The organism is Mycobacterium stomatepiae (assembly GCF_010731715.1).
GTDB classification, from domain to species: domain Bacteria; phylum Actinomycetota; class Actinomycetes; order Mycobacteriales; family Mycobacteriaceae; genus Mycobacterium; species Mycobacterium stomatepiae.
On the sequence record NZ_AP022587.1, the window covers coordinates 5,583,238 to 5,595,075 of the forward strand.

At 66.5% G+C, this 11,838-nt stretch carries 9 protein-coding genes and 2 pseudogenes; 6 read left to right on the forward strand and 5 right to left on the reverse strand.

Going from position 1 to position 11,838, the window contains the following annotated elements:
• Positions 1–40 precede the first annotated feature (40 nt).
• The 6 genes from G6N54_RS26585 to G6N54_RS26610 all read left to right on the forward strand — a co-directional run bounded on the left by G6N54_RS26585 (position 41) and on the right by G6N54_RS26610 (position 6,242).
• Positions 41–400 (forward strand): Rieske (2Fe-2S) protein, encoded by a 360-nt coding sequence (locus tag G6N54_RS26585; RefSeq protein WP_232073029.1) that lies wholly within the window; start codon positions 41–43, stop codon positions 398–400.
• A 5-nt stretch (positions 401–405) separates the two neighbouring features.
• On the forward strand, positions 406–1,452 hold the full coding sequence (locus G6N54_RS26590) for an amidohydrolase family protein (RefSeq protein WP_163795004.1): 1,047 nt from the start codon (positions 406–408) through the stop codon (positions 1,450–1,452).
• Complete coding sequence (locus G6N54_RS26595; RefSeq protein ID WP_163793451.1) at positions 1,449–2,612, forward strand: amidohydrolase family protein; 1,164 nt, start codon at positions 1,449–1,451, stop codon at positions 2,610–2,612. Before G6N54_RS26590 ends, G6N54_RS26595 begins: the two co-directional genes overlap by 4 nt.
• A 146-nt stretch (positions 2,613–2,758) precedes the next feature.
• A complete protein-coding gene (locus tag G6N54_RS26600; protein WP_163793453.1) occupies positions 2,759–3,724 on the forward strand; it encodes an alpha/beta hydrolase in 966 nt (321 codons plus the stop codon).
• Positions 3,725–3,843: 119 nt separating this feature from the next.
• Positions 3,844–5,010, forward strand: coding sequence for an acyl-CoA dehydrogenase family protein (locus G6N54_RS26605; protein WP_163793455.1), 1,167 nt, complete (start codon positions 3,844–3,846; stop codon positions 5,008–5,010).
• Positions 5,007–6,242, forward strand: coding sequence for an acyl-CoA dehydrogenase family protein (locus tag G6N54_RS26610; protein ID WP_163793457.1), 1,236 nt, complete (start codon positions 5,007–5,009; stop codon positions 6,240–6,242). The genes G6N54_RS26605 and G6N54_RS26610 overlap by 4 nt, the downstream gene beginning before the upstream one ends.
• 7 nt (positions 6,243–6,249) lie before the next feature.
• Here G6N54_RS26610 and G6N54_RS26615 read toward each other — a convergent pair whose 3' ends face one another.
• The 5 genes and pseudogenes from G6N54_RS26615 to G6N54_RS26635 form a co-directional block, all read right to left on the reverse strand.
• Positions 6,250–8,214, reverse strand: a complete 1,965-nt coding sequence (locus G6N54_RS26615; RefSeq protein WP_163793459.1) for a SpoIIE family protein phosphatase — start codon at positions 8,212–8,214, stop codon at positions 6,250–6,252.
• 160 nt (positions 8,215–8,374) lie between these two features.
• A pseudogene (locus tag G6N54_RS26620) lies at positions 8,375–8,805 on the reverse strand (anti-sigma factor antagonist).
• Between the two features lie 146 nt (positions 8,806–8,951).
• Positions 8,952–10,157: pseudogene (locus G6N54_RS26625) on the reverse strand (amidohydrolase family protein).
• 76 nt (positions 10,158–10,233) lie between these two features.
• Positions 10,234–11,256, reverse strand: a complete 1,023-nt coding sequence (locus G6N54_RS26630) for a hotdog fold thioesterase (protein WP_163793461.1) — start codon at positions 11,254–11,256, stop codon at positions 10,234–10,236.
• A gap of 124 nt (positions 11,257–11,380) precedes the next feature.
• Positions 11,381–11,740, reverse strand: a complete 360-nt coding sequence (locus G6N54_RS26635) for a hypothetical protein (protein ID WP_163793463.1) — start codon at positions 11,738–11,740, stop codon at positions 11,381–11,383.
• Between the last annotated feature and the right edge of the window lie 98 nt (positions 11,741–11,838).

The following is an 11,838-nucleotide window of genomic DNA, read 5'->3' on the forward strand; positions in this document are numbered from 1 at the left end:
AGTATTGATCTTGGTAGGTTCAGGAGGCGGTGATTCTCAAGTGGCCCAGCGGCGATTCGTGTGCTTCCTCGACGAGCTGCCGCCCGGCGAGATGAAACTCGTCGACATCGGCAAGTTCGGCGTGGGCGTGTACAACGTGCGCGGCGCCCTGTACGCGATCGTGAACTACTGCTCGCACGAAGGCGCCCCGCTCTGCCTGGGTCTGCTCGGGGGCACCACCGAGTCGGCGCCGGAGGCACCCGGCGGGATACGCCGGGTGCGCGACGGACAGATCGTCCGATGCCCTTGGCACAACTGGGAATTCGATATCACCACCGGGCAGAACCTCGCCGACCCAAAGCGCCGCGTGCGGACTTACCCGGTCGACGTCACCGACGAAGAAGTGTACCTCACCGCATGAGCCCCATGGTTATAGATACCAATGTGCAGCCGCACTTCCGCTACAACGCCGAGATCCGGCGCTACCTCCCCGACGTCCATCGACTGCGCGCGATCCCCGATGTCGAGCAGCAGTGGTATCAAGCCCCGGGCGGCGACTACCGACAAGACCTCTACGGCGAGCACTACCCGGGATCGGATCCCGAAACCCTGAGTCGCCACGTGCTTGAAGACTCCGGGGTTGACTACGCAATCTTGAACCCGTTGACGCGCGGCAACATCGCCGATTACCTGCTCAACAGCAGGATCTGCGCCGCGGTCAACGACTGGCTGCTCGATCGCTGGCTCGAGCCCGACACCACCGACCGGTTTCGGGGCACCATCCGGGTCAATCCCGAAGACCCGCGCGGCGCGGTCGCCGAGATCGAACGGCTGGCCGATCATCCGAAGCTGGTGCAAGTCGGTGTTCCGATGCAGTCGCGCGAGCCGTACGGCAAGCCGATGTTCGAGCCCATCTGGGAGGCCGCCGCGGCGCACGGACTGCCCGTCGCGGTGCACATCAACGGAGGCAACGGCGTCGACTTTGCGCCCACCTTCGCCGGACACGCGCACACCTACCCCGGATACGCGGCCTTCATGCCGCTGAACTACTTCGTGCATCTGTCCACGCTGATCGTCGAGGGCGTGTTCGGCCGGCTCCCCGGACTGAAATTCGTCTTCGCCGACGGCGGCTACGACATCCTCACCCCGTTGCTGTGGCGGCTCGACACGTTCTGGCTGTCGATGCGCGACCAGACCCCGTGGGTAGACCGCTATCCCAGTGAGTACCTGCCGGGCCATGTCCGGTTCTGCTCGTCGGCATTCGACGGGCCACCCGAGGCGAGCCACACGCAGCGCTGGATGGAGTTCAGCGGCAAGTCGGAGCTGTTGATGTACGGGTCGAGCTATCCGCACTGGTCCGCGTCGCCGCCGGCGGCGCTGGCCGAAAACCTCGATGAAGCCCAGCGCGAGAAGGTGTTGTGGCGAAACGCGAGTGAGCTTTACGGGCTTGGAGCAAGGGAGCGAGCGCAATGACCACGATCGAACGAGTCGAATCGCAAAACGGCCATGACGACCACTTCGCGGTCACCATCGTCGACACCGACGTGCACCCCTTGCCGGTCTCGACCGATGTGCTCAAGTCGTATGCACCGGCGGAGTGGGTGGATCAGATCTGGCCGACCGGGAATGCGGTCAGCCCGATGTCGTATTTCTACGACACCCCGGATTCATTCAAGACGTCGTCGCTGCGGATGGACTCGTGGCCGCCCAACGGGGGAGTCGCGGGCAGTGACCCGGACTACGCCGCCCAGCAGCTACTGGTCGATGCCGGCGTCAGCATCGCGTCGCTGGAGCCGATGTGCGACGCGCAGCTACCGCAGGCCGAGCACGTGCTGAAGTCCACGTACAACGATTGGCTCGCCGACGTCTGGCTGGACAAGGGCAACACCCACGGCCGCTGGCGCGGCTCGATCAGCGTCAGCGCGCAGACGCCGGAATACGCCGCCCGCGAAGTCGAACGCTGGGCCGGACATCCCTACATGTCCCAGGTGCTGATGACGCCGCAGACCCGCGGAATCCCTTTCGGCAACCCGCATTTCGATCCGCTCTACGAGGCCGCGTCGCGCAACGGGCTGCCGATCTCCACCCACCTGATGGGTCAGACACCGTTCGAATTGATCCCGCTGTATCCGGTCGGCAATCCCGCGCACTGGCACGACTTCTTCGCGTCGTGGCCGCTGCTATATGTGTCGCATCTGATGAGCCTGGTGTTCGACGGCGCGTTCGACCGGCACCCCGATCTGCGGGTGGTGTTCATCGAGGGCGGCTTCACCTGGGCGATGCCGGTGATGTCACGAATGGACCGGATCTGGGAAGCCTGCCGAGCCGATTTGCCGCAGGTGCGACGCCGTCCGTCGGACTATGTGCGCGAGCACGTTCGCTTCACCACGCAGCCTCTGGAAGACGTCGACACCGTCGAGTTCCGCGAGTATCTGGACATGATGGACCTCGGCGACAATCTCATGTTCTCGACCGACTACCCGCACTGGAGCTATGACTCGCCGACGTACGCGATCAACCGGTTCCCCGCCGACCAGCGGGAGCGGATCATGCGCGGCAATGCGATGGCCCTGTACGGGTTGCCGGCGACCGTGCGGGCACTGCCGGGCGAGACCGTCAGCCGGGACGGCTGAGTCGCCCGGGCGGTTTGCTCGCCGGGCCTAGGGCTCTGCGTGAGACCGGGTGGCCGGTCAGGTCTACCGTAAATATGGTTTCCGACATGGCCTCCCGCCAGCCCCGGACGACCGCCCGCACCATGAGCCCCGGAAGTTGAGAGGGTATGACACAAACGGATCTGACCCGCCCGCAAGGTATTAACCGCCTCGACCCGGTGCTGCGCGACGCCGCGAGCGAGCTGGGCATCGTCGAATTCCGTGCCGAGACACTGGCCGACGAGCGGGAGCGGGCCGACCGGTCGGCCGCCGAGCGGGCCGCGGCCGTCGACACCGAGGGAGTGTCGATCGAATCTCGCTCGATCTCCGGCGCGGGTGGCCAGCAGCTGAACCTGCGTTTCTACCGGGGCCGCATCGAAGGCGGCGCGGGGGCGCCGTTGCTGGTCTGCGCCCACGGCGGCGGGTTCGTCAGCGGCAACCTCGACACCGACCACGCCCAGTGCGTGGAGCTGGCTCGCGAGGGCGGTTGTCTGGTGGTTTCGGTCGACTACCGGCTGGCGCCCGAGAATCCGGCCCCGGCGGCACTCGACGACGTCGAGGCGGGGATGTACTACGCGATCCGGAACTGCGCGGAGCTGAACATCGATTCGAGCCGCCTGGCCGTGATGGGCCGGGATGCCGGGGCCGCCCTGGTCGCGAGCCTGGCCCAGCGGATGTTCGACAACGAGGGGCCGCAGATCCGGATGCAGATCCTGCATCAGCCGATGCTGGACAGCGATGCGACGCCGTCGCGGCGCGAGTTTCAGCGCACCCCGGGGCTCAACGGCCCGGCGGTCAGCCGGGCGTGGGGTCACTACCTCGGCCCGGCCAGCGCCAGCGGTCAGCACGTCCCCTCGCACCGAGCGAATCTGGAGGGCCTGCCGCCGACGTTCATCAGCTGCTCCGAGATCGACCCGTGCCGCGACGAAGCCATCGACTACGCCAACCGGCTGCTGCATGCCTTCGTCCACGCCGAATTGCATGTCATCGCGGCGACATTCAATGGTTTCGATTCGATGGTGCCGGATTGGGTTGTCTCGCGGGAGAACCGGGCCCTTCACGCGCAATCGGTTCGCCGCGTATTCGGGATGTAGCTGCTCGACCGGGTTATCGACCCAGCGCCGGTAGCGCCTGCGGTATCGTCATTTGCTAATATCGAGAACGTGATTCTTGGCGGCGGCGACCTGGTGTCGCGGAAGGGTTTGTCGGCACCATGACCGTCGTCGACTCACCCGAGAAGGCACTCTTCGTCTCGACTACCCAGTCGTTTTTGCAGAAGGAAATGCCGCTGGCTCGCGTCCGTGAGCTGCATGCGGCGGGGACTTCCTTCGACCCGGCCTGGTGGCAGCGCGCCGCACAACTTGGCTGGACGGGCCTGCTCGTTCCGGAGGAGTTGGGCGGCGGCAGCGTCTCGGAGAGCGGGGTCGCGGACTTGGCCGCGATCGCGGAATTGCTCGGTAAGACCCTCGCGCCCGGGCCGTTGTACCCGGTCGCCGTCGTGCTCACCGCGCTTGCCGAGTGCACCGATGCGCAGGCACACGCGGCCGTCATCGAGTCGCTGATCGCCGGCGAGGCCGTGGCATCCTGGGCGGTCTCGGAACCCGGCCGCGGTTGGGAGCCGCTGGACCCATCGGTGACGGCCACCCCGACCGCCGCCGGCTACTGTCTTGAAGGCACCAAGGACCGCGTCGAGGCCGGCGCCCAGAGCAGCCTGCTGCTCGTGGTGGCGCGCTGCGGCCCCGATGGTTCGGAGATCCGTCAGTTCTTGGTCCCGACCGACGCGCCCGGCGTTCGGGTCGAGCCCCAGCAGTCCGTCGATCTGGTCAAGCAATACGCGCGAGTGCATTTCGACGGCGTGGTCGTGGACTCGGCCGCGGCCGTCGGCAGCGCCGCGGAGACCGCCGCGCTGATCGACCGGCAGAGCCAGATCGCCCAGGTGCTGCAGTGCGCGGAGGTGGTCGGCGTCGTGCAAACGGTGTTCGACTTCACCGTCCAGTGGGCGCTGGACCGGCACACGTTCGGCCGCCCGCTGGCGTCCTACCAAGCGCTCAAACACGGCTTCGCCGACATGAAGTTGTGGCTGGAGGCGTGCCGCGCCACCACGGCCGCGGCGGTCGCCGACGTCGCCGACCGCTCACCCGCGGCAGGCCTGTCGGCCAGCATCGCCAAGTCCTACGTCTCAGAGATGGCAGGGCGCATCGTCCAGGGATGTGTGCAGATGCATGGCGGGATCGGCGTCACCTGGGAACACGACCTGCACCTCTACCTGAGGCGAGTGACGTTGTACCGCGCGCTGTTCGGCACTCCGGAGGAACACAACCTGCGGGTGTACGAGGCGGAGAAGGCCGACCGCTGCGCGGCCGGGCGTGCGACGACATGACGCCGACGGAATCAGTGGCGGAGTTCGCCGCCCGCGCCCGAGTGTGGTTGGCCGACAACATGCCGCCCATCGACCCGGAGTTGCCGCCGCCCGCGCCGCGCGACGACGAGGACGCCTGGAAACGGGCCCGCGAACTGCAAAAGTTGCTCTACGAAGGCGGATTCGCCGGCATCTGCTTTCCGCGTGAATACGGCGGCCTGGGTCTGGACTATGCCTACCAGAGGGCATTCGACGACGAATCCCTGCGCTACGAAATGCCGTTGATTCTCAACATTCCGACGTTCACCATCTGCTGCGCGACCTTACTCGACACCGGTACCGAAGAGCAGAAGAAGCGGCACATCGCCGCGGCACTGCGCGGTGACGAGGTGCTGGTGCAGCTGCTCAGTGAACCCAGCGGCGGATCGGATCTGGCCGGCGTCATCACCGGGGCCGAACGGCGCGGTGATCGCTGGGTGATCGACGGCGCCAAGACCTGGAGCACCAGTGCGTTCGCCGCCGACTACGGACTGTGCCTGGCCCGCACGGATTGGGATGTGCCCAAGCACGAAGGCCTCACCATGTTCCTGGTACCGATCAAACATCCGGGAATCACGTTGCGCCACATCACCATGCTCAGCGGCTCCACCGAGTTTTGCGAGGAGTTCTTCGACGGCGTGGACGTCGGCGACGACGCGGTTGTGGGCGAAGTCAACGGCGGCTGGGCGGTGGCCTCGCGGCAGCTGTATCACGAGCGCCGGGCGGTCGGTCAAGGCTCGGAGTTCGCCAGCGGTAGCGGCAGCGAGGGCGGCAACGCCAATCCCGTTGACTACGTTGCCCTTTTGGAGAAGACGGGCCAGGCCGGCAACGAACGCGCGCGGGAGATGGCCGGTCGGGCGCTGGTGCACCGGGCGGTGGCCGAGCAGCTGATCGACCATGTTTCCCGCAACGTCCGCGACGGTGCGCTGCCGCCCTCGGCGGGAACGCTGATTCGGCTGTTCCACGCCGAGGCCGTGCAAACCGACGTCGACACCGCGATGGCGATCGCGGGAGCGGCCGGCGTGGTCGGCGAGATCGGCGACGGCCTGGAGACCGGACTGCGCTACCTGGTGCGCCAAAGCGTCGCCATCGGTGGCGGCACAACGGAGATGGCGCGCAACGTGATCGGAGAGCGGGTGCTGGGATTCCCACGCGAATACGCCGCCGACCGCGGGGTGCCGTTCAATCGGGTCCGGCACGGCCAGACCCGATGATCGCGGGCTAGTCTTCCGCGAACACGTTCGCGCTGTCGTCGCTGCCTACCGGGATCTGGACCATCGACAGGATGTGATGCGCGGGGCTTCCCGGCGGGGCGATCAACGTGCAATCACCGCCTTGCCGCAGCGCCCGGTCGCGGGCGGCCGCCAGGGCGCTGACACCCGCGGAGCCCAGGTGGGTGACGGCACTCAGGTCGATCTTCAAAGGTGCGATGCCCGAACGGCTTTCGACCGCGATCAGCCGGTCCAGCGTGGACGCGGTGGTGGAATCGACGTCGCCGCTGACCACGATGTGGCCGGGCGCGCGTACCGTCGCGACGAATTCGTTGTCGACGGCCTTGCGGTGGGTTGCCCGGCTGATGATCGTGTCGGTGACGAAATTGGCCGGTCGCGACAAACGGTGCGTCACGCTGGCCGTGGTGCCATTGTCGCTGCGCGTGATCAGGGCGTGGGACACCAAAGCCTCTGCCATCGCCAGCCCGCGCCCGCGGCCCTGCTCGCCCTCGCGGTGATCCTTCCACCGCCCGCGGTCGATCACCGCGGCACGTAGATAGCCGTCCCCGGACAGCGATGCCTCGACGACGACACCGTCGGAAACCTCGGCGCCGTAACCGTGTTCGACCGCGTTCTCGACGAACTCCGAGATCGCGTGCACGACGTCGGAGATATCGTCGGCGCCGGCACCGATCTCCGAGAGCCATCCGCGAAGCCGGGAGCGTACGGCGCGGGCGGCGTGGATCGTCGCGTCCAGCGTCATGTGCAGCGGTGCCGGGGGATTGCGGCGCTGCGCGGCAAGCAGGGTGACGTCGTCGCTGTAACCGGTTGAGCGGAGCAGCAATTCGAGCGTCTCCGAACAGATGCGGTCGATGGTTCGCGTCGGTGCGTCGAGGACGAACCCGCCGACGCCGGCGGCGATGTTGGTGGCCAGCTCGGCGAATTCTGCGGTGCTCGCGCCCAGCGGGCGCCCGGGCCGCTCGATCAGGCCGTCGGTATAGAACAGGATGGAGTCGCCGATGTCGAGCATTTCGCTGCGTACCGGAAACCCGACGCGGCTACCGAGCGGACCCGCGCCGGAGGGCTCGACATAGCGGGCGCTCGACGCGGCGGTCACCACCAGTGGCGGCGGATGTCCGGCCGTGCAGTACTGGAATTCACCCGTGGCGTAGTCGAGCGACCCGACGCACAACGTGGCCGAATTCGATCCCGGCACGTGCTCATGGAAGCGGTCGACCGCCTCGAGGGCTTCGGTGATGGTGTGACCCTGCGAGATCTGCATCCGCAGTGCGGTGCGCAACTGCGACATGACCGCCGCGGCTTCGACGCCGTGACCGACCACGTCGCCGACGACGAGCACCAACCGGTCCCCGAGAGGTATCGCGTCGAACCAGTCGCCGCCGGCCGCGGTGTCCTCGGTGGCCACGAGGTACTGCGCGGTGATGTCGGCGCCGGGGATCACCGGTACGGACGAGGCCAGCAGTGCCTGCTGCATGACGATGGCGGAATCGCGGACGTTGCGGTACCGCTGCGACAGCTCCTCGATTCGTGCTTCGGCGGCCAACCGCGCCTGCACGCGCTTGGTGACGTCGTCGAAGATGACCTGCACGCCCTCGATCGCTCCGCCCGGTCGGCGCCGTGGCGTGACAAGGAAGTCGAAAAAGCGCTCCACGAGTCCCGAGCCCTCGAAGTCGGCCTGCAGCCGCCATTCCGCACCGGATTGCGGATCGCCGGTCTCATAGACGCGGTCGAGCATCTGAAAAATTTGCTGGCCAGTCAGTTCGGGGTAGATCTCGCTGAGCAGCATCCCGATTGGGCTGAAGCCCGGATTCAAGGCGCGGTAGGCCGCATTGGCCGCGACGACAACATGCTCCGGCCCTTCCAGGCCGATCAACATCGCGGGGACCTTTTCGAAGATGCGGCGCACGTCGTCAGCCGTACCGACAATCGTGTCCCAGTCCTTTTCGGCCACCATATGGCCGTCCCTCCTGAGCCTCCCTGCGGGCCTATTTATGGACCGAGAAATCTAGCAATGCGACGTTCTATTCGACACACGCAAGTAATCAGATTAGCAATGGCTCGGGGTTGGCTGCTGGATCAGTTTGCTAACGGCCTGTGACATTGCCGACAGGCGCTCAGGCGACGGCGGTGGCCAACGCGGTGTCGACGGTCGGGTGGAGCGGCAAAACCGCGCTGAGGTTGCAGGCCTGGATGACTCGGGCGACCGCGGGGTCGCAGCTCACCAGCCGCAGCGCGACGCCGCGAGCGCGGCACCGCTCGGACTCGGCGGCGAGGACGGCGAACGCACAGCAACCCATGAAGTTAAGGCCGTTGATGTCGACGATGAAGGGGCCCGGGGACGTGGCCACGGCGGCGGACTCCTCGACCAGCGCCGCCATGTGTGCTCGTTGACGGCGTCGACCTCGCCGCCCGCGCGGATGATCACGACCGCGCCGCTGCGCTGGGTTGCCGCGCGCAACGTGCTATGCGGATCGCCCAGTTCGGAAACCAACCTTGGGCTCAGCGCCACCCGGGTTACTGATGACTCGACCGGGGCCAGGTTCATCGTGCACTCCTAACCGGCCGCTTCAACGAGACCGTACTGAATGTCGCTGACGACATCCGCGTTCGGAGGGAAGCTTCTTTTCGATAGCAAGGCCGAAGGCCGCGTCTATAGTCCCGCGGCCGACCAGCACATATAAAGCGCCCGGATCAGGCCGAGACCGGCTTCTTGGCCGGCTCGGCGACCTTCATCAGCTTCATCAGGTTGCCGCCCATGATCTTGGCAATGTCTTCCTGGCTGAAGTCGGTGAGCTCGTCGACGAAAGTGATCGGGTCCTTCAGGCCTTCGGGGTGCGGCCAGTCCGAGCCGAACAGCACCCGGTCGGTACCCACCATGTTGACGATCTCGGTGAACCGGTCCTCCCAGAACGGGGTGATGTAGACGCACCGCTTGAACGCCTCGACCGGATCCTCGGTGAACGACTGCGGCATCTTCTTGTAGACGCCCTTGAGGCCCTTGAACAGGTCCGGCACCCAGTCGGCGCCGTTCTCGATGGACAGGATGCGCAGCTCCGGGTTGCGCGACAAGGCGCCGTGGCAGACCAGGGCACCCATTGCGTCCAAGATCGGTCGATGGCCCATCGCGAAGCTGCGGAAGGCCGTCGGCTTGAACGGCAGGAACTCGTCTCCGGGCTCCCACACGTTGGCGAATTCCGAGTAGCCGCTGTCCGACGCGTGCATCGAGACCGGTATCTCGGCCTTGATTCAGGCCTGCCAGAACGGGTCGAATTCCTCCAGGCCGAACGACCGGCTGCCCTTGTATCCGGGCACCGGGGCCGGGCGGACCAGCACGGTCCGAGCGCCGCGCTCCAGGCACCACTGCAGTTCCTCGAGGGCGCGGTCGACGATCGGCAGGGTGATCACCGGGGTGGCGAAAATGCGGTCCTGGTAGTTGAACGACCACTGCTCGTGCATCCACTCGTTGAGCGCGTGGATGACGTCGTGGGTCATCTCCGGGTCGTCCTTCATGCGCTCTTCGACCAGGCTGGCCAGCGTCGGGAACATCAGCGCGTAGTCGATGCCCAGCTCATCCATCACTTCGAGGCGCGCACCCGGCTCGCGGAAGGCGGGGATGGCCTTCATCGGCTCGCCGAGGATCTCGCGGTAGCTCTTACCCTGGGCGCCGTTGCGGAAGTAGTCCTCTTGGGAGCCGGGGCGGGCGACCACCTCGAACGTCGGGTTGGGGATGTACTCGCTGATGTGGCCGCGCACCACGATCTTGGTGCGGCCGCGAACCTGCACGTAGTCGATCACGCGCTTGCGGTTCTCCGGGAGGAACTTGGTCAGCGCCTCCTGCGGCTCGTACATGTGGTTGTCGGCGTCGAAGACGGGGAAGGGAAGCTCGCGCGAGGGCATAGCGATCTCCTTGAGGGCTGGATTCTCATTCGGTGGTAATAACGTTACCACTCCGGCGCCACAACCTGTATCGGCGCTAGTTGTCCGTCCGGAGACCCTTGGGTGTCGCGCCGTTGATGATGGCGAAATTCACCGTCGCGGTGGCGGCGAGTTCGTAGTCGTCGCCGAAAATGTCGACCTGCATGACCATCGCCCGCCGGCCGGCGCGCAGCATCCGGGGCACCGCTCGCGCGCCCTGCCGGATCGGCCGCAAATAGCGGACGAACAGGTCGGCGGTCGTCATCGTGGTGCCTTCTTGCAGGTAGTCCAGGCCGAACTGGCCACCGGCCACGTCGACGAGGGTGGCGATCAGGCCGCCCTGCAAGGCCCCGGAGGAGTTGACCACGTTCGGGCTCACCGGCATCGTCATCGCGAACTCGCCGTTGTGGGAGCCCGCGCGCATGCCGATCTGGGCGAACAGTTCGGCCAGCGACGGCGTGCCGGTTTCGTCGTCGATGTCCCGGATGCCTAACGCGCGGCTGCAGAAGTCGTAGAGCTGGCCGGTGTCGACCGGAGTGCCGTTCAGTTCGGCGCCCAGCCAGTGCAGCCGCTGCGCTCCCATCACCGTCTGCATGACGATCGCGGCCGACGCACCGACATCGAGCGCCGGGTTGAACACCCCCTCGGTGATGCCCTGTCCGACGATGTCGCGAATCAGTTGATACAAGGGGGACAGCACGCGGGCGTATTCGCGGGGCCGCGTATCGGCCAGATGCTGGTTGTAGAGACCCAGCGCCCGGTTGAGGCTGTCCTGGGTGCTCGATTCCGGTTGCTGGCTGATCCGGTCGATCACCAGCTTCAGTGCCGCGGTGCTGTCCAGGCCGGCGGCTTCGGCGCGCCAGGCCAGCACCGACTGCGAGATGGTCCTGTCGAACAGCGCCAGCAGCAGTTCGTCCTTGCTGCCGAAATGCTGGTAGAAGGCCCGCAGTGACGTCTTGGAGCGGGCGACCACCTCCTGCACGGTGAAGTCGGTGCGCCCAGTCTCGCCCAGAATTTCCACGGCCGTCTTGATGAACCGATCGCCGCGGGTCACTTCGGCTTCGTCGCTGGGGGCGGTCATATGCGCTGGGTCCCCTTCCGTCGCGCATTCGCGCGCTTCGAGAATGAGGTTACCGCGCGCGTCACCACGCCGTGCGGGGTCGGCCGCGGACGGCGCGGCCCCGTGCGTCGTGGGATCGGCGTGCCTACTCGGGGCTCGAGGGCTCGAGCTCGGGCTCGGTCTCGGCGTCGATCACCGTGTCGACCTCAAGTTCGGACTGGCTCTCGGACTCAGCCTCCGGGGACCGCTTCTTCAGTTTGCCGGCGAGCACCGCGACACCGCCGGCGGCGAGCAGGACGGGCCACTCGACGACAGCGATCAGCCCGACCGCCGCGGCGACGACCGCGGTCCGGGGGCGGATGTGGCCCTCCCGCATGCCGGCGCGAATGTCCCTTGTCGTAACGACGACGCCCTCCGCGATCGCGGTCCCGATCTGGCTAACTGTTGAAACCGTCTGGTCGGCAACCGAGTTCGCTGATTTTGTGGCTCGTTCGATGAGCGTCACTGTGCCCCCTCAAGATTCGAATTGTTGTGCGTGTGGCCAATAATTTGTCGTCCGTTTGCTTTTCGGATTCTCTAAGTCGCGCTCTTAGATCCTCTCAG